We start from the raw sequence: 20,106 nt of genomic DNA, 5'->3' as shown, positions 1-20,106 counted from the left end.
AGGGAAAATGTATGAAACTAGGAGTTGTGACAGGTCAGATTGTGGCCACGAGAAAAGATGAATATCTTACGGGAACGAAGCTGATGATTACGCAGCCAATTTCTGCCAAAGGAAAAAACATGGGAGAAGAACTGGTAGCAGTAGATACCGTAGGTGCCGGAGTTGGTGAAACAGTATTGTATGCTTGTGGCTCAGTTGCCAGTCGTGCAATGAGAAATTCAGAAGCTCCGGTAGATGCAGCAATTGTTGCAATCGTAGATAGAATCGATTGTTATGGAAAGCAGTAGCTTATGAAAGCGAAGAGTAAGAGATAAGCGAAAAGGAGTCATAGTATGAATGATCTGCAAGAAAAAAAGCCAATACAATATCGAAAAATGATAGATATTCTAATGGGAAAACAAGGATGCGCAGATGTAATATTAGAAGGCGGATTTTTGATAAATGTATTGACCAGAGAAATCTATCAGGCAGATGTGGCGATAAAAAATGAATATATACTTTTGGTAGGTGATTGTAAAGAAGTAAAAGGTGAGAAAACAAAAGTAATTGATGTCAGAGGAAAGTATATTTCTCCGGGATTTATAGATGCTCATATGCATTTTGAAAGTTCTATGTTGACCTGCACGGAATTTTCCAAACTTTCTTTACTGGGAGGAACAACAACTTTATTTGCAGACCCCCATGAAATAGCCAATGTTTCTGGATTGGAAGGAATTGAGGCAATGTTGAAAGAGGCAACATATCTTCCAAATCGAATTTTGTTTACTGTTCCGGCGTTAGTTCCGGATGTTCCCGGATTAGAAACACCGGGGCAGGAAATAGACAGCCGTTTCTTGAAAAAGCTATTGGAAGAAGATAATGTAGCAGGTTTGGGAGAAATGCAAGGATTTAGTAATACCAGAAGTGTTTATGAACATGCAGAAGAAGTGATTGATGACTTACTGGTATCCTCCGCAATGGCACAGAGTTATCACAAAACCATAGAAGGAAATGCACCGGGATTATTTGGAAAAGATTTAGCGGCACATATATTGGTGTGCGGTGGTGAGACTTCCTGTCATGAAACAACGACCAAAGAAGAATGTTTGGAAAAGGTAAGAAACGGAGTTACTGTGTTTATGCGAGAAGGTTCTACTCAAAAGAACATGGCAGAATGTATTCGTACCGTAAAAGAGGAAGGAATAGATTCCGGTAAGTTAGTTCTTGCAACGGATGATATGTCAGCAAGAGATTTATTAGAAAGTGGTCATATGAACAGCGTGATTGCAAAAACCATTGCACAGGGAATCGACCCGGTAGAAGCCATACAGATGGCAACCATTAACCCTGCGAGACATTACGGAAGAAAAGACATTGGTGTAATAGCACCCGGAAAAGCAGCAGATATCTGTGTCTTATCTGACTTAAATCGTATGAAAGTAGAAACGGTATTAGTAAAAGGAAAAGTAGTGGCACAAGGCGGAAAATTGTGCATAGACATTCCCCACTATCCATATCCGGATTCCGTAAAACATAGTATGAAGTGCGGCAAGATAAAAAAAGAAGCATTTCAGATTCATACAGAAAATCACAGTGAGATGGTAAGAGGAATTCAGGTGATAGAAGATCAGAATCTTACAGAATGTATCAGAGAAAATGTAGAAGCCAAAGATGGAATTTTACAACCGGATATCGGAAAAGATTTATTACCATTTATTGTGATTGAAAGACATGGAAAAAGTCAGCGAATTGGAAAAACCTTTGTACGGGGATTCGGATTAAAGGCAGGTGCCATTGCGCAAAGTATCGGACATGATACCCACAATCTTCTGGTGGTGGGGACAAATTATGAAGATATGGAAATGGCGGCAAATCGTGTATGTGCAATGGAAGGCGGAATTGCCTTAATTAAAGAGAAAAAAATAGTAGGAGATTTACCTTTAAAAGTGGCAGGCTTAATGAGTGATGAAATGACAGCAGAAGAACTTGCAGAGCGGCTTGATATGATTTCCACAGCAGCAGAAACGGAAATGGGATGTAAAATTCATGACCCATTTATGCATTTATCTTTCCTGACCTTAGTAACAAGTCCGACATGGAAATTAACCGATTATGGACTGATAGATGTTGAAAAAGGCACGGTGCTTGAAACGGTGGAAAGGAGCGAACGCAAATGGACATCAGAATGGTAGATTTAACCCAGGAAATTTTTCAGGGAATGTCGGTGTTCCCCATGCATCAACAGACCTTAATTTTTCCCAATGCCACTCATGAGGAAAGTTTAAAAAAGTGTGGTTTTATGTTTGCCACCAATAATTTGTTGATTAACGAACATGGTCCTACTCATACAGATGCCCTTTATGAATCTGACCCACATGGAGCTACCATAGAAAAAACACCACTGGATTATTTTATCGGACAGGCAGTGTGTCTGGATGTTAGTCATGTGAGAGAAACAGAGTTTATCACAGACAGAGTGTTGGAAGAAGCCGAAAGAAAAAGCGGTCAGTATGTAAAAAAAGACGATATCGTATTACTTTACACAGGACATTATGATAGAAATTACGGTACAGACAAGTGGCAGACAGATTATACCGGATTAGATATTTCCGGTACAGAATGGCTAGGTAGAAAAGGGGTAAAAAATATTGGTGTAGACACTCCTTCCATTGACCGACCGGATGATATGAAATATTCCGGGCATCTCATCTGTCAGAAATATCGGATGTTAAATACAGAGAATCTATGCAATCTAAAAGAAGTGGCAGGAAAGCGTTTTATGTATGTGGGACTGCCATTAAAGATTCGTGGTGGAAGCGGTGCGCCCATCAGAGCAATTGCAATTTTGATGGAGTAAAACTCTTTCATATGAAAATGGAGGCATTATATGAGAATAAAGAAAAAAATTTTAATCCCACCATATTCGGCGAGAAGTATTGAAGTTCATAAAGGAGAATCTCTTTATATTGTAGATATCGAAGGAAAGCAGGTAGGAGATTTCGTTTGTTACAACATGCACGATTATAGTGAGCATGTATCACCGGTACATATGAGATCTTCCTTGTCCAGTATTCGTTTGCGCATCGGAGATATGCTTTATAGCAATTATAGAAGAGGTCTGATGCAGTTTGCAGAGGATACCGTAGGAAAGCATGACTTCTTTTTCCCGGCATGTGATTACTATCGTTATAAGGTAGACTTTGGAGTGGAAAATCATCCAAACTGCCATGACAATTTATTAGAGGCATTGAAAGACTATCCCATAGACCGAGAACATTTACCGGATCCAATTAACTGGTTTATGAATAATGAAATGAACGAGTATGGTGATTACACTATTAAAGACCCGCTTTCAAAGCCAGGAGATTATGTACGTTTGGTTGCCTTAGAGGATTGTGTATGTGCATGTACCACCTGTTCGCAGGATTTTGTTCCCGTAAATGGAATGAAAGTAACACCCTTGGAATTACAGTTAGCAGAAGATTAGAAGTTAATAGAAGATAGGAGAGAGAAAAATGGTTGCTTTTTGGAAAAATATAATTAGTGAAGATATGGAGAAATTAAACAAAGAGGAGTCGCTGGTAATGCTTCCGATTTCAGCAATAGAGCAGCATGGACATCACCTTCCGGTAGGAACAGACAGTATTATTCTGGAGGGATTGCTTGAAAAATTTGCAAAGGAAAAAGAGTTCCCGGGAAAGAATGTCATTATCGGACCTCAGTTGTTTGTAGGAAAAAGTAATGAGCATATGGGATTTGCAGGTACCATGACTTATACAGCCAAAACCTTGTATGACATGATTGATGAACTTACAGATTGTATTGTAAAAAGTGGATTTAAGCGTCTGCTTTTGACGAATAGTCATGGTGGAAATACAGACCTGTTAAACCTGATTTCCAGAGACTTAAGAATCAAATATGGCATTGATGTGTATGTATTTGACTGGTGGTTTACCTCTTTCTGGCAGGAATTATTAAAGACAGAAAAAGAATCAGAAAGCCCATATGGTGTATTTCATGCTTGTGAACTGGAAACTTCTTTAATGCTTGCATTGGCACCACAGACAGTAGATATGTCCAGATTAGTGGATGAAACACCGGATAAGATGTTTGAAGATAATGAGTATGTGTCTCTTTATGGTCCGGTAAATATGGGATGGAAAACACGAGATGTAACCGAAAGCGGTGTAATCGGAACACCAAGTAAAGCCACCGGCGAAAAGGGCGAAAAAATGTTGCAGTACGCAGTGGAAAAACTGGGTGAGATCGTAACAGAATTGTTGAAATTTGGCTATTAATAAAGGAAAAAATGACATGGAAGAGGATATTTACAGCCTGTTAGAAATGTTAATAAAAACCAATACCGAAAATCCGCCGGGAAGAGAAGAAGTTCTTGTAGATAACATATTAGAATGGTTAGAGCCTTGGAAACCGCGGTATAAAAAAGTGCCGATAGAAACAGGCAGAAGTTGTCTGTTGGTGTGGTTAGAAGGACAGCGGGAAGAGTATATTGGGTTTGCGGGACATTTAGATACAGTTCCGGCAGGTGACAGAGCAGAATGGCAGCATGACCCATTTGCAACCGAAAGAGCAGGCAACATTGTGTATGGAAGAGGAGCCACAGATATGAAAGGCGGAGTAGCAGCCATGCTGTTACTTTACCGATATTATCGGGAAAAAAACGAAAAACCTCCTTATGGAATACTCTTTATGTTTACTGCGGATGAGGAAGCACAGGGAAAGGGAATAGCAGAGCTTTGCAAACAAACTGAGGTGAAACAGATAAAGGCTTTGTTTGTATGTGAGCCTACAGGGAATACTCTGGGATTAGGAGAAATGGGAACTTTGTGGTTGAAATTTTCCGTAAATGGCATAGGGTGTCATGCGTCTATGAGTAGTCTTGGTGTAAATGCATTAGAAGAGGGAATCCAAATCGTGGAGAAATTTCAAAGGGAATGGGAGAAAAAAAGTTACAGTCATCCTCTATTGGGAAAAGAAAGCTGTTCCCTGACGAAACTTTCCGGTGGAGTAAAAATCAATATGATACCGGAAAGGGCAGAATTTTATCTGGATATCCGCACAGTGCCACGACTAGAGGAAAATTGTCAGAGACATGGAGAACTACTGGAATTGGCAGAACATATTTGCAAAAACCAAATGGCTGAAAAAGAGGGATTGTCAGTAAGTGTGGAAGTATTAACAGACCGACCGGCGATTGAAATGAAAAGAGAAAGTAGTTTTATAGAAAGTCTGTTACAGTCGGCTGAAAAGGAGAAAAAAGCACTTGAATGTAGTGCAGTACGTTTTTTTACAGATGCCTCCATTGTACTTAAAAATATTTCTGTTCCGTTTGTCATTTTTGGCCCGGGAGATCCTAAGGAATGTCATACAACTGACGAAAAGATAGAGATATCACAGATAGAGGAAGCAATAGAATACTATAAGATATTTATAGAAGGAATGGGAGAAACAAGGGTGTTTTGAAAGAAAGAATATGGAGAAAACACCCTTGTTCTCTGTATATAGGAAGGAGAAAGGCCAATGGATTATAGAGTAAACAATATTAGCTATAAATATACAAAGGATGGAGAAGAAGTTCTCAAAAATGTAAGTTTTTCCATTGAAAAAGGAAAAGTAACGGCAATTGTAGGACCAAGCGGCTGCGGTAAATCAACTTTAGTGCAGATATTTAGTCAGGTAATACCAAAGCTTATTAATAACGGAGAATTAGAAGGAAGTTTTGATGTTCCAAAAGATACGTTTGTCAGTGTCGTCAGTCAGAATCCGGAAAACCAGTTATTTGGATATGGCGTGGAGGATGCCATTGCATTTGGACTGGAAAATATAGGGATGCCACAGGAAGAAATTGTAGAGCGGATGGAATATGTCTTAGATCTTCTGAATTTACAGTATTTACGAAAAAGAAGCGTAGATAATCTGTCCGGTGGACAACGACAATCGGTATGTATTGCATCTGTATTGGCTATGAAACCGGATATTTTGATTATGGACGAGCCGGTAAGTTCCTTAGACCCCAATGGAAAAAAGATGGTGCAGGATATTTTAGGGCAACTTAGCAACAGTGGAAATACAACGGTTCTCGTAGATAATAATCTGGTATGGTCAGCAGGAATTGTCGATCATGTTATCGGACTTTTAGAAGGAGAGGTAGTTTTTGATGGAAGCAGAGATGAATTTTTCAAAAACTTTGAACTTCAGGAAAAACTAGGCGTAATTCTTCCACAGGAAGTAGAGTTGTACCGGGGGTTATCTAAGCAGTTTCAGGATATAGATTTATTCTATACCGTAGATGAGGCATTCGCACAATTACAGGGAAAAGTGAAGAAAAAAGAAATTCTTCAAAAGGAAGCGTTACAAGAGGAAATGGAGCCAATTATTACAGTGCAACAATTGGTAAAGCAATTTAATGACGGATTTACCGCATTAGATCATGTAGATGCACAACTTCCAAAGGGAAAAGTAATTGCTATTTTAGGACAAAACGGTTCCGGTAAGACCACGTTTGTAAGACATCTGAATGGATTACATAAACCAACGAGCGGAGAAGTGCTGTATAAAGGAGCTTCTATATTAGGAAAGACAGTAGCACAGATTTCAAAAAATATTATTCTGGTATTTCAACATCCGGAACATATGCTGTTTGAAGAAACCGTAGAAAAAGAACTGACCTTTTGTGCGCGTATGCAGGAGGTGCCATTTTCAGAGGAACATATTACAGAAGTTTTAGAACACTATCATTTGGAAAAAGAACGTGAGACGTTTCCATTGAACTTGTCCATGGGAAAGAAACATATGCTTACCATTTTGTCAGTCTTGTTTTCCAGTGCAGACGTAATTATATTAGATGAGCCAACATTGGGAATGGACGGATTCCTAATAGAAGATTTAGAGAAAATGATTGCAGATTTAAAGGCAGCGGGAAAAACAATTATTATGATAAGTCATGAAATTCCGTTAGTATTTCGGGTATCAGACTACGCAGTTATTTTAAATAAAGGGGAAAAGTTATTTGAGGGAACCAAGGAAAAACTGGTAGAACGGGAAGATATTTTTGAGAAAATCAATATTATGTTGCCACCGGTGGTACAGTTATCCAAAAAGTTGGGATTGGATGAAGTTGTATTTCAGGTTGACGATTTTATGAGAAAAGTATTAGAGCAACGGAATGAGTAAAAGGAGGGAAAGAATATGGATTATTTAAAATATGTAGATGGAGATTCCCTGCTTCATAAGCTGGACCCGAGAACAAAGTTCGTCTTTTTTATTGTGATGGCGATACTTACCAGTTTGGTGAAGTCAGGAGTAGCACTTTTATTTTTATTAGTGTTTTTTGTTGGAATGTGGAACGTATGTAAAATTCAAAAATACATTTTTATATTATTTCAAAAATTGAAAGTACTTTTAATTTTCATATTCCTTTTATGGTTTATTTTAGGATTATTTGAACGACCACAAGCAGGAAATGGTCCTGTTTTTTATGAAGCCATGATTCCTTTTATAGGAGGTCAGAAAATTTTATTTTGTTTTGACTGGTATGACATATACAAAGGTCTGGTATATTCTCTCAGAATATTTTTGATGATAGCATCTTTTTATACCGTGTTGCTTACCACGAATTTCAGTGAAATTATTTTGGGCTTACAGAAATGGAAAATCTCTTATGCACTTGCTTTTGGAATCGGATTGGTATTTCAGATTATTCCAATGATTATTACAGAGCTTAAGGCAATTATGGAGGCGCAAAGTTCAAGAGGCTTGGAGATAGAAGAGTGTAGCTGGACAACAAAAATTAAAAACTATGTTACATTTTCACTGCCATTGCTGTTTCGAGTTATAAGTAAGGGACAATCAATTTCATTGGCAATGCATTATTACCAGTTGAATTTTTCGGTACATAGAACTGCATATAAGAAAATAAAAGCAAGTAAATATGACGCATATTTTATTTTGGCAAATGCAGTAGCAATCGCCATTACCGTAGTTTTGCATATGCAATTTTATATTGCAGTATAGAAGATTATAAAAGCTTTTTTGATGCGCGTACAAAAGGGCTTATATATTATATTTATCAGAAATAATTACATAAATTTCTTTTTAACAGAGGAGGAAACATTATGAAGAAAAAGTTATCATTTGTAAATATTGTATTTTTTGTTGTATTTGGTGTTTTGACAGGTGTTTTATGGGCATATCTATGTCCGATTCCGTTGATTCCGGGTGCAGTTCATTTCCGTACGTTTGCATTTATTCCGGTAGCTATTGGATATTTATTTGGACCAGTAACAGGATTTTTCTCAGGATATATCGGAACTGTTGTATGGGCATTACTTTCTGGAAACTTTATTCCATTACATTCCCCATTGACAGATGGAATTACAGTAGGATTATCAGCAGCACTTCCGGCACTGATACATTTACAGGCAGGAAAAAAAGATGTTTTAGGATTAATTGAGAAAGGAAAAGGAAAGTTTATAGGAGTAAGTTTATTCTGGAGTATTTTATTTGGAGTATTGATGATTCTTACTACCAGTATTTCACTTTCCTATTTCACAGGATTGGGATATGTATATTGTATTTTATGGATTGGTATTGCCGATGTTGTACCAATTACATTGACACCATTTGTTATTTTGTTACTTGCGAAGAGAATGAAAAATATAAGAAACATTGTACCGTATATATAAGAAGTAATGAATACGCGCGTGAAAAGGAGCTGGAAACAGCTCCTTTTTTGTGCAATTGGAAATTGCGTCCTATTACATTAAAAACGCTCCGCGCAATAGCTTGATTTTTGACAAAAAATATGTTTATAATAAAGAAAACTGACTGGTCGGTCGGGAAACAATTTATAGAAAATTAAGGAGGAAAGTGGATGTCAAGATTCAGTGTAAAGAAACCTTATACCGTAATCGTGGGAATTGTATTAGTCATTATTCTGGGATTTGTGTCACTAAGTAAGATGAGCACGGATCTGTTACCAAGTATGAATATGCCATATGCAATTGTAATTACAAGTTACGCCGGAGCGAGTCCGGAACAAGTGGAGAGTGTGGTGACAGAGCCGGTAGAGAGTGCTATGGCTAGTACATCCAATATTAAAAATATTACATCACGTTCTTCAAATAATATGTCCATGGTGATTTTGGAATTTGAGCAGACTGCCAACATGGATTCCATTACCGTGGAAATGCGAGAAAGTCTGGATCAGATTAAGGGTTATTGGCCGGATACCGTAGGCAATCCGATTATTATGAAAATCAATCCGGATATGATGCCAATTATGATTGCAACAGTGGATGTAGAAGGAATGGATACACTTGAGTTAAGTGATTATACCAATGATGAGTTAATTACGGAATTAAAAAGTGTAGAAGGTGTTGCCTCTGTATCTGCAACCGGAACGGCAGAAGAATCTATTCAGGTCACGTTAAATCAGGAAAAGATTGATGCAATTAATGCAAAAATTACAGCTGCATTAGATGCCAAGTTTTCGGAAGCCCAAGAAGAAATGGATTCTGCGCAAGGAGAAATAGACAGCGGAAAAGATAAGCTTGCAAGTGGTCAGGATGCTATGACAGGACAGCTTAATGATGCAAAGACACAGATTACTCAAAAACAGCTTGAGTTGTATCAGACAGAGGCAGAATTAAAAGCGAAGCTTTCAGAGTTACAAAATACCAAGAGCCTTTTGGAAAGCGGAATTCCGGTATTGCAGTCAATTCAGCAACAGATACAGGATATGATAAATACCAGAAATCAGCTTCAAAATAGTCTGGCTGAGTTAGAACAGAGTGGACAAGATACCACAGAAATACAAAATCAGTTAGCACAGTTGCAGGGGAATATACAAGGACTTTTAGGACAACTTCCGGAAGGGATGTTACCGGAGACTGGAACCGGAACTACAAATGGAGATTCCTATGAAGAAATGCTTTCTTATATTACCCAGACCCTTGCACAGGCACAACAGAGCCTGATAGAAGTAAATGGTGGGATTGCAACGATTCAGACAGCTCTTAATAATATTCAGGCAGGAAAAGTATCATTAAGCGATGCACTTTCTACGATTAATTCCAGTGAAATATCCGGGATTTTAGAGATGGGGAATGCATCTGCCCAGTTGATAAATGGCGAACAGAAGTTAGCACAGGCAAAGCAGGAATTTGAAGAGAAAAAGGACAGTGCGTATGAAGCAGCAGATTTGAATACGATTCTTACCATGGATACCTTAAGCGGAATCCTGACAGCACAGAATTTTTCCATGCCGGCAGGATATATCAATGAAGACGGTGTTCAGTATATGGTGCGTGTAGGAGATGCAGTAGATAGTGTAGATGCACTGAAAAGTATGGTATTAATGGATTTAGGAATGGAAGGCGTAGATACCATACATTTATCTGATGTGGCGGACATTGAAGTGGTAGATGATTCCGCAGATTCCTATGCAAAAGTAGATGGAAACCCCGGCGTTATGCTCTCAATTGAAAAGCAGACCGGATATTCCACCGGAGATGTAACAGACCGTGTATATGATAAAATAGAATCTTTACAGAAAACCAATAAAGACCTCCATGTATCTGTGTTGATGGATCAGGGTATTTATATCGACATGATTGTAGATTCCGTAATGAATAATATGATTTACGGAGCGGTTTTGGCAGTTATTATACTGGTGCTGTTTTTAAAAGATATAAAACCAACATTGGTAATTGCAGTATCTATTCCGATTTCTGTTATTTTCGCTATTGTACTCATGTATTTTAGTGGCGTAACCTTAAATATGATTTCCTTATCGGGATTGGCACTTGGAATTGGTATGCTGGTGGATAACTCCATTGTAGTAATCGAAAATATTTATCGTATGCGTAACGAAGGTGTACCGGCGAAAAAGGCCGCAGTTGAAGGAGCAAAACAGGTAAGTGGGGCAATCGCAGCATCTACTTTGACAACTGTTTGTGTATTTGCACCAATCGTATTTACAGAAGGAATCACCAGACAGTTGTTTGTGGATATGGGACTTACCATTACTTATGCATTAGTTGCCAGTCTTATCGTAGCCCTTACCTTTGTGCCGATGATGGGCTCTAAAATGCTGACAAAAACCAAGGATATCAAACATCCTTGGTTTGAGAAGTTTCAGAATGTATATGGTGCATTATTAGAAAAGTTATTGCATGTAAAACCATTAGTCTTACTTGCAATGGTAGTGTTATTGGTAGTGAGCGCATTTGCATCCATGTCAAAGGGAACTGCATTTTTCCCGGATATGGAAAGTACACAGATGACAGTAACCGTAACACCACCAAAGGATGCAGACTTTGCAGAAAGTTGTGAGTTAGCAGATAAAGTAACAGAAAAGATACAGACCATTGATGATGTGGAATCTATTGGTGCCATGGCAGGTGGAGGAACCACCCTGTCATTGAGCGGAAGTAGTGGAAACGATGTTACCTTGTATTTGATTTTAAAGGATGATAAAAAGAACAGTAATGAAGAAATTGCTGCTATGATAATGGATATGACGAAAGATATGGATGGTGAAATTACTGCCAATGCATCTTCTATGGATATGACTTCGTTAATGGGAGAAGGATTATCGATTCAGATTAAAGGTAGAGATCTGGATACCTTGCAAAAAACGGCAAAAGAAGTAGCGGAAATTGTTAAGGGCGTAAAAGGAACCACAGAAGTATCGGATGGGGTAGAGGAAACCACACCGGAATTTCGCATTACCGTAGACAAGGAAAAAGCAGCAAAATATGGAATGACGGTGGCACAGATTTATCAGTTAGTGTATGCCCAGATGGAAGATACCAAGGCAGATGCAACCATATCAACAGATATCAAAGATTATGATGTTTATTTAGAATCGGTAGAGCAGAAAAATGCAAGTATTGAAACACTGAAAAATCTCACCTTTTCCTATACAGATAAGGAGACAGGAGAAGAGTCTCAAATACCGCTGAGTGATGTGGCAGATTTTGAAGAAACAGAAGGATTAAGTACCATTAGCAGAGAAGGACAGGAACGTTATATTAGTGTAAAGGCTTCTATTGCAGATGGATATAACGTAGGATTGGTAGGAAGTGATGTAAAAGATGCATTAGCTAAATATCAGTGCCCGGATGGATATTCTATTGAAATGCAGGGAGAAGATGAAAATATTAATGAAGCAATGGAACAGTTGATGTTAATGTTAGTGCTTGCGATTGCATTTATTTACTTGATTATGGTGGCACAGTTCCAATCCATAAAAGCACCGTTTATCATATTGTTTACCATTCCACTAGCATTGACCGGAGGATTTTTGGCATTATTCTTTACCAATAATGAAATCAGTATTATTGCAATGATTGGATTTATTATGCTGGTAGGTGTTATTGTAAATAACGGTATCGTAATGGTAGATTATATCAACCAGCTTCGCCGAGGCGGAATGGAGAAAAAAGAAGCTATTATTACCGCAGGAAAAACACGTCTTCGTCCGATACTTATGACGGCAATGACCACAATCCTTGCTATGTCAACCACAGCTTTTGGACATGATATGGGTTCTGATATGTCAAGACCAATGGCGGTAGTAACAATTGGTGGTATGATATATGGAACACTGATGACACTTATTGTAGTGCCGTGTATCTATGACCTGTTTTATAGTAATAAGAGTATGGTAGAGGAAGAAATCTAATGGAAAGTTTTGTGGAAAGTTATGAAAAAGAATTTTGGGCAGAGGAATATCCGCCAAAAGTAAAGGCAATGTTTGAAGCTGTGTTGGAGTTATTTGCTTCCGGAAAAGGATTAAACAGCCTTACGGTATCAGAAATTACGGCAAAGGCAGGCATTGGAAAAGGAACTGCGTATGAATATTTTTCTACCAAAGAAGAGATTATTGCCGGGGCATTGGAATATGAAGGAAAAAAGCATGTAAAAATGATTGCAGAACTGATAGAGAGTGAGCGTAGTTTCCGGGAGATTATCATGACCGGATTTGCACTGATGGATTCCGTGTTTGGAAAGTACCGAGGATTTGCAGTCATTATAAAGATACTGCATGAGGATACTACCAATGGTGGTGAAATGTTAACGGAAATGAAAAAACATGAAGAGTGTTTTGGCATTGTAAAACAACTGGTAGAAAAGGTTGCAAAGCTGGCAAGAAAAGAAAATCTGATTCAGGAAACAGACTACTATAAAATACAGACTGCAATCATATCACAGGTGATGGGGTATGCCACTTATATTACTTATCAGGGAATCTATGCAAGAGTAGATAGTGAGAAAGCCAAAGAAGTTGCCTATGAAAATATGATAAAGTTGTTGAATTAAGATTTAAGAGAGGAAAGAGACTATTACTTTTGAGTGAGTAGTAGTCTCTTTTTGGTTATATGGTGTTATTGACAATTTTTTTTCATGTAGATATGATAAAAACAGGTGCAATATAGAAGGCGAGGAGATGTTTCCGATGAAAAGGATAAAAAGTGGGCAGATAATATATAATGTTAGAACTACATTGGGAGTTACACAGGAAGAGTTGTGCTATGGGCTTTGTTCGGTATCGGCATTGTCGAAGTATGAATCGGGAAAAAATGTAGTAGATAGCCTATTATTTTATACTTTGTTACAGCGTCTTGGAAAATCAGCAGACAGAGTTAATATTATGCTTTCTAGACGAGATGCAGAATATTACGAGTGGAAGAAGAAAGTATCTGACGCAATAGGAGAGCAGAAGTGGGAAGAAGTGAAGAGGCTACGTAAAGAGAGTGAAGAAAGAAATGTAATAATTAATGAAATATTACAGGAACAATACAATGCATATTTAGATGCAGTTATTGCACTTAAGGGCAAAAACAATGTTTCAAAATTTTACGAATGTATAACGAAGGCAATTACATATACCATTCCTTCAATTGAGGAATGGGATGGAGAAAGTTTAATTAGTTCAGATGAATTTAATTTAATTTTGCTGTATTTGTATGGGAAAAAGAAAACCCAATTAGTAAGAAATAAGGAGATAAAAGGGGTATTTGAAAAATTAGAAAGATATGTAGAGAAAAAAATAGATGATATATTTGAGAAGGTAAAGGTATATTCTCGCCTTGTGTGCACAGAAATATTGTTATTGAATGAAGAAATGTCAGTAGAGGAACGAATATGGAAAGAAAAACAAGCCTTAAAGTTATTAAAAAGTACACGGGAAATTTATGATATGCCAGAAGTATTACGACTTTTAATTTGTGATTTGAAGAAAAGAGGGGATGAAACAGCAAGAATTTATGAAAAACAAAGAGAAGCATTAGTGAGTATTATGGAGCAATACGGTGCATCAACAGAATTTCGACTGGAAAATTGGTATAGTGGGAATGAACGAATATGTCTGATGAATGAATATTTGGCAACAGGAAGAAAACAAAAAAGATTAACGCAGGAAGAATTAAGTGAAGGAGTTTGTGCAGTTGAGACGTATTCAAGAATTGAAAGTGGAAAAAGAGCAGCGAGCAAAAAGAATTATCTAAAATTAGCAGAAAAGTTAGAAATAAATGTGGGGTATTATTGGGGTCAGATAGTTACAGATGATTATAGTGATTTTCTTTTAATGTCGGAACAAAGATTAGCTATTATTGATGGAAAAACTGAAGAAGCCAAGGTACTATTAAAGAAATTAGAAGGACATTTAGATATGAGCGAAGTGCAGAATCGGCAGTATATTGATTTTATGGAGATTATTGTGAAAAAGGCAGAAGGCGTTTTAGAGTTAAGCCAGGGGAAAGATGAATTAAAAAAAGTATTACAATATACTATACCAAGTGACGAAAAAATAGAGCGTTTTTATACAAAAACGGAAATAGAAATTATTCAAAATATAGTTCTGGATTATCTGAAAAATAGCAAAGATTATTCAGGTGCAATTGAAGTTATTGAAAAAGTGTTAAAAAATGATGCAAGAAAAAGTGTTTCATCATGGTATGAAATTGGAGTTTTGAAAAAAAAATTAGCTGTTATTTATTCTGATATTAAAGAATATGAGAAAAGTATGCAATTGGTAGAAGAGTGTATTAGAGAAACTATAAAAAATCAAGATGGACAGATGCTTGCGGAGTGTGTGAATTTAGTTGCGTGGAATTTAGAAAGATGGATGCCGGAAAAGAAAAAAGACTATGACAATTTATATATCAAAGTCTTTTACTTAACAGATTTGTTTGAAAATAAGAGTAATCATAAAATATGTAAAGAATATTATGAAAAAAAATTTGATACAAATTGATACAAATAAGAAGTGGTATCAGTGACAAAGAAGAAATGTTTCGTCCATATTATCTAATGGGGATGAAACTGCTGGATTATTGTTAGCTGTTTGAGCAGTTATAATTGGACATAAAAGTAAATATCCGGTAAACATAAGTGTTAAAAGTCTTTTTGTGAGTGTTTTCATCATAAGTAAGTTCTCCTTCCGGTGTTCATTTGTGTTAAGTTTCAATGTAGCTGATTATAAGGGAGGAAAAGAAAAAATAACATGACGTTTTGGGAAAGATAATTTTCCGAAAACGTCATGTTATTTTTATGCGTTAGAGTTTAAAATAAAAATCAATAAACGCTGATACAGATAGTGCTTTGTAAAGTGAATATTGGTGAAAAGGAGAAATATATAACGGAGTTTTATAATGGTAACATTATTGTAATGGATAGTGTGTATTTGTAAATAGTATTTATAGAGGTTTATAAATTTTGTATGAGGAGAGTTGAAAAATGTTTGGAAACATTAGATGTTCTAAAAGTATATCTTGGCAGATTGAACCAGATTTAGATTTAGTATATATATTTAATCATAGAAGTTCTAAATGGTTCTATTTTGAAGGGGTGTCCAAAAGAATTTGGGAAAGCCTTGTTTTAGATGAAAATTCGTTTCAACAGACTGTAAAGAAAATTAGCATTGAATATGAAACGGAATATGATGTAGTATTCGAAGATACTGAGGAGTTTATAAAAGAATTAATAGATGAGGATGTAGTAGTAAATGTGTAAAGAAAAAATGAGTTTAGCATATATTACAAATTATTTAGCTGAAAGAGAAAAATTATTTGAGGTGAGAATTGAGGTTAATTCCACATGTAATTTAAGATGTGAACATTGTTATATTCCGAATCATGATAACATAGGATTGAGTTATGATAAAATAATTAATTTACTATATCAATTAAGAAAAATAGGAGTGTATGATTTATCTTTTACAGGAGGGGAAATATTTTGTAGAAAAGATATTTTCAGTATAATAAAAAAGGCACGACAAATGGGATTTAATGTTACATTATTTTCTAATATTACATTACTTGATGAGAATTCTATTAAAGAATTAAGAGAATTATTCATAAATAAAATATCATGTACAGTTTTTTCTTTGGATGAGAGTATAAATGATCAAATTATGGGGATAGAAGGAAGCCTAAAAAAAATAATTCAAAATATAGAATTATTAATTGCATATGGGATTAATGTAGAGATAAAAACTGTACTTATGAAAAAAAATTTTAATTGTTATAAAAATATACAGGAATTTTGTAAAGAAAGAAAAATCGATTATATATTGTCAACAATTGTTACGCAAAAGAATGATGGCAATAAATCAAATTTAAAATTAAGGCTAAATGGGGGGCAATTAACAAATGTTTTTAAGGATAAGAGTCTTGGTTTGTTAAAGAAAAATCAATTATCTGATGAAGATTATGTTTGTAATAGATTAAGGAGTTCATTATTTATTAATTGTAAAGGTGATGTATATCCATGTGATACCTTTGCAAAATCATGTGGGAACATATATGAAAATACAGTTGAAGAAATTTGGAATGATTCAGCTGAATTAAAATATATAAGAAATTTAAAATTAGGTGATATGAGTTCTTGCAAAGGGTGTAAGAAAAAAGGATTTTGTTTGAAATGTCCAGGAATATCCCAGCTTGAAGAAGGGGATGTAATGAGAAAATCTAGATTAGCATGTCAACATGCTGATATTAGATATAAAATATTAAAAGGAGGATGCTTATATGAAGAAGTATGAAAAACCAGTTGTAACAAAGAAAAAAGAGAAAAAGGGGGGAACTGTTGTAGAACCACAATGTAGATGTAGTGGTAGTTCAACACATGTTAATTTACCATTTTAATTAGTAAGTGTTGTATAAAATAATGATATTTGATGTACATAAAATGTTTGTGTATATGATAAAGGCACAAGATAATTATCTTGTGCCTTTATTGTTTGAGAGGGATAGTTATTATGTTTAAGAAAATTGAAGATATAAGTATAGAAAAAAGATATATGAGAAATGCAATTATAGAAATTACTAATAAATGTAACTGGAAATGTAAACATTGTTATTTAGAAGGAAGAGAAGAAAGTATTCTGCCTACAGAAAAAATATATGATATTTTTATACAACTAAGAAAATTAGGAGTATACCAATTAACGCTAACTGGTGGAGAAATTTTTACAAGAAAGGATATATTTGATATAATAGAAAAAGCCCGGAGTATGGGATTTAAATTAAATTTATTTTCTAATGCTTCGTTACTAAATCAAACAATTGTTAATAAGTTAGTAGGTTATAATATAAATTCTTTTTCTAGTACAATTTTTTCGATGGAAGAAAAAATACATGATGAAATCACAAGGACTAAAGGTTCGTTAAGAAAGGCTCTATTTAATCTGAATATGTTAAAAGAATCGAACATTAGTGTTGAAATTAAAACATGTATTTTGAAGGATAATTATAAGAATTTTATAGATGTGTATAAATTCGCAATTGAGGATGGATATAACTATAGGATAGATTATGATATTGTACCACAGGTTAAGAGAAAATTTTGGCAAAATGAATGTAGATTAGGTAAAGATGAATTTAAACAAGTTTTAAAGGTATTAGATGGATTAAAAGAAAAAAAATTTGTTTTGCCTAATTTAAATGAGCTACTTTGTTCGGAATGCAGAAATTCAATTGTTATTGATAGTAAAGGCAATGTAAAACCTTGCATAAAATATCAATATGTTGTTGGTAATATATTTGATAGTGATATATTTGATATATGGAATAATTCAAGTAAATTGAATAGTATTCAAAATATTAAATGGAAAGATTTAGATGAATGTGAAAAATGTAATAATAGAAAATATTGTCATAGATGTCCGTTAACAAATTTTGATGATAATGGAATTATTTTAAATAATAGAAAGAATATTGAGTGTGAATTAGCAAATATAAGAAGCGAAATTTACGATTAAAGGTGAAAATATGAAAAAATATATGAAATACGTCAGAAAATATATTATATTGCAAATAGTGTTTTATTTTTTATATGTGCTTACTACAGCAATAGTACCATATTTGCAGAAATTACTATTTGATAAAGCTAAGGTGTATGGTTTAAAATTTGTGCTCTTTTTAGTTGGAGCATACATTGTTGTAATTGCTATTAGTGAAGTGGCCAGTTATATTTCAGAGAGGTATGTATGGAGAACAGCAATAGAATTTGAAAATAAATTAAAAAGAGACTTTTTTAGCGTTATTTCAAAAATGGAAAATAATGAATTTTCGAAAAAAAGTGTGGGAGAATATATTTCATTACAAGGAAATGATATTACAACACTTGAACAGGATTACTTGACACCAGCCTTAGATATAGTTAAGTCTATTTTAATGGTTATAATATATAGTGTAGTAATTTTTATTATGATTGATTATAAAATTGGAATTGTACTTCTTATACAATCAATAGTTGTTGTATTTGTTCCTAAGATAATGGCAGGTAAGTTATCAGATAGTAGAAATAAATATTTGAGACAGATGGGAAAGTATGTAGAATTAGTTAAGGAATTGTATGAAAATCATGCTATTTTATCTGTAAGGACGCGAGATGCTGTTGTTAAACATCATGATAGTGAATTAAACAAAACTAGTGGTATGAGAATGAATTATGGAAGACGAAAGTGTCTTTCTCTTTCTTTGAGCGGAGGAGCAATTAATATTGTTCATATTATTATATTTGGCATTATAGGATATTTATTTATAAAAGGGAATATAACATTGGGAACTGCAACATCAGCGCTTGCATATGTGGAATGTTTTGTAGGACCATTAGAATCTTTTTTGTATGATATTGATGCTATTAATTCTACTAAAAATATAAGAGAAAAGGTATGTGCATATTTAGAAGGACATAATGAGGATAAGAAAACCTTGTTGTATAACTTTAAGGAAGAAATAACTTGTAATAATATTGTTGTAAATTACAAAGATTTTAGTTTAAAAGATTTTAGTTTTTCTTTTAAAAAAGGAAAAAAATATGCAATTATCGGACATAGTGGATCTGGAAAATCAACGATAATTAAAGCAATAATGCAAAAAATTAATGTTGATAAGGGACAAATACTTATCGATGGATTAGATGTGAAGAATTATGATAAGTCAAATATAGTTGGTTATTTTGGACAAAAAGATATAATATTTAGTGATAACTTTGAAAATAATGTTTCTTTGTTTGGGGCATATGATATCAATTTACTGCCAGATAATATCAGAAATAGAAGTAGCGTTAGGAAAATAGAAAATTGTAATTTATTAAGCGGCGGCGAAAAAAAGATAATAGGATTTTTAAGATTATACGTTGAAAATGCAGATATTTGTATATTAGATGAACCGTTTGCGGGGGTTGATTATAAAATGACTCGAAATATAACCAGTAAGATAATGGATTCTAATAAAACAGTTATAATGGTAACTCACGATATTGAGGAGGAATATTTACGACAATTTGATGAAATTTTATTTATTAAGCAAGGCAGGTTAATAGCAAGTGGGGATTATGAAACAATACAAGAATACGTATAAGAAATATTTATAAAAGATAGATGAATATACACAAGAAAACCTTGACAATTCCAAACTTAACTCTTAATATATAAAATATATTTAAAAGGTAGTGAGAAAGAGGAGTACACAATTACCCTTGAAAGAGAGAGCGATTCATCGGCTGGAAGGTCGCTTGAAGAAGGAATTGTAGAAGGTAGCTTTTGAACCGGAGGACTGAACCGTGGAAGTTTTTGACGAAGTAGGTTTTCAC

The 20,106-nt window shown here is 34.8% G+C and carries 16 protein-coding genes and 1 other annotated feature (1 of these 17 cut by a window edge); all 16 genes read left to right on the top strand.

Annotated elements, in window-relative coordinates:
• Window positions 1-11 precede the first annotated feature (11 nt).
• The 16 genes from KQI83_RS08100 to KQI83_RS08025 all read left to right on the top strand — a co-directional run bounded on the left by KQI83_RS08100 (window position 12) and on the right by KQI83_RS08025 (window position 19,874).
• Window positions 12-287 carry a EutN/CcmL family microcompartment protein gene (locus KQI83_RS08100; protein ID WP_216556477.1) on the top strand — a complete coding sequence of 92 codons (276 nt, stop codon included), beginning with the start codon at window positions 12-14 and terminating at the stop codon, window positions 285-287.
• 45 nt (window positions 288-332) lie between these two features.
• Complete coding sequence (gene ade / locus KQI83_RS08095; RefSeq protein WP_216556475.1) at window positions 333-2,171, top strand: adenine deaminase; 1,839 nt, start codon at window positions 333-335, stop codon at window positions 2,169-2,171.
• Window positions 2,153-2,836, top strand: a complete 684-nt coding sequence (locus tag KQI83_RS08090) for a cyclase family protein (RefSeq protein WP_216556473.1) — start codon at window positions 2,153-2,155, stop codon at window positions 2,834-2,836. The genes ade and KQI83_RS08090 overlap by 19 nt, the downstream gene beginning before the upstream one ends.
• Window positions 2,837-2,866: 30 nt before the next feature.
• Window positions 2,867-3,466, top strand: coding sequence for a DUF1989 domain-containing protein (locus KQI83_RS08085; protein ID WP_216556471.1), 600 nt, complete (start codon window positions 2,867-2,869; stop codon window positions 3,464-3,466).
• Window positions 3,467-3,494: 28 nt separating this feature from the next.
• On the top strand, window positions 3,495-4,277 hold the full coding sequence (locus KQI83_RS08080) for a creatininase family protein (protein ID WP_216556469.1): 783 nt from the start codon (window positions 3,495-3,497) through the stop codon (window positions 4,275-4,277).
• A 16-nt stretch (window positions 4,278-4,293) separates the two neighbouring features.
• A complete protein-coding gene (locus tag KQI83_RS08075) occupies window positions 4,294-5,463 on the top strand; it encodes a M20 family metallopeptidase (protein ID WP_216556467.1) in 1,170 nt (389 codons plus the stop codon).
• Window positions 5,464-5,520: 57 nt separating this feature from the next.
• A complete protein-coding gene (locus KQI83_RS08070; protein WP_216556465.1) occupies window positions 5,521-7,173 on the top strand; it encodes an ABC transporter ATP-binding protein in 1,653 nt (550 codons plus the stop codon).
• A gap of 15 nt (window positions 7,174-7,188) precedes the next feature.
• Window positions 7,189-8,013 carry an energy-coupling factor transporter transmembrane component T family protein gene (locus KQI83_RS08065; RefSeq protein WP_216556463.1) on the top strand — a complete coding sequence of 275 codons (825 nt, stop codon included), beginning with the start codon at window positions 7,189-7,191 and terminating at the stop codon, window positions 8,011-8,013.
• A 101-nt stretch (window positions 8,014-8,114) separates the two neighbouring features.
• Entirely contained in the window at window positions 8,115-8,684 is a 570-nt protein-coding gene (locus KQI83_RS08060; protein WP_216556461.1) for an aminotriazole resistance protein, read from the top strand.
• A 188-nt stretch (window positions 8,685-8,872) separates the two neighbouring features.
• Window positions 8,873-12,688 carry an efflux RND transporter permease subunit gene (locus tag KQI83_RS08055; protein ID WP_216556459.1) on the top strand — a complete coding sequence of 1,272 codons (3,816 nt, stop codon included), beginning with the start codon at window positions 8,873-8,875 and terminating at the stop codon, window positions 12,686-12,688.
• Complete coding sequence (locus KQI83_RS08050; RefSeq protein WP_216556457.1) at window positions 12,688-13,326, top strand: TetR/AcrR family transcriptional regulator; 639 nt, start codon at window positions 12,688-12,690, stop codon at window positions 13,324-13,326. Before KQI83_RS08055 ends, KQI83_RS08050 begins: the two co-directional genes overlap by 1 nt.
• A gap of 136 nt (window positions 13,327-13,462) precedes the next feature.
• Window positions 13,463-15,262 carry a helix-turn-helix domain-containing protein gene (locus KQI83_RS08045; protein WP_216556455.1) on the top strand — a complete coding sequence of 600 codons (1,800 nt, stop codon included), beginning with the start codon at window positions 13,463-13,465 and terminating at the stop codon, window positions 15,260-15,262.
• Between the two features lie 482 nt (window positions 15,263-15,744).
• Window positions 15,745-16,020 (top strand): PqqD family protein, encoded by a 276-nt coding sequence (locus KQI83_RS08040; RefSeq protein WP_216556453.1) that lies wholly within the window; start codon window positions 15,745-15,747, stop codon window positions 16,018-16,020.
• Window positions 16,013-17,050: a radical SAM/SPASM domain-containing protein gene (locus KQI83_RS08035; protein ID WP_216556451.1), complete on the top strand. Its 1,038-nt coding sequence runs from the start codon at window positions 16,013-16,015 to the stop codon at window positions 17,048-17,050. The genes KQI83_RS08040 and KQI83_RS08035 overlap by 8 nt, the downstream gene beginning before the upstream one ends.
• Window positions 17,051-17,266: 216 nt before the next feature.
• On the top strand, window positions 17,267-18,268 hold the full coding sequence (locus KQI83_RS08030) for a radical SAM/SPASM domain-containing protein (RefSeq protein WP_216556449.1): 1,002 nt from the start codon (window positions 17,267-17,269) through the stop codon (window positions 18,266-18,268).
• A gap of 10 nt (window positions 18,269-18,278) precedes the next feature.
• Complete coding sequence (locus KQI83_RS08025; protein WP_216556447.1) at window positions 18,279-19,874, top strand: ATP-binding cassette domain-containing protein; 1,596 nt, start codon at window positions 18,279-18,281, stop codon at window positions 19,872-19,874.
• Window positions 19,875-19,956: 82 nt separating this feature from the next.
• Window positions 19,957-20,106 (top strand) — a binding site (T-box leader); it runs 86 nt beyond the window's last position.

It is taken from the genome of Roseburia sp. MSJ-14 (genome assembly GCF_018918225.1).
Classification (GTDB): Bacteria; Bacillota; Clostridia; order Lachnospirales; family Lachnospiraceae; genus Petralouisia.
The sequence above is the reverse complement of the archived record's forward strand: the minus strand, read 5'-3'. Positions and strand labels throughout refer to the sequence as shown.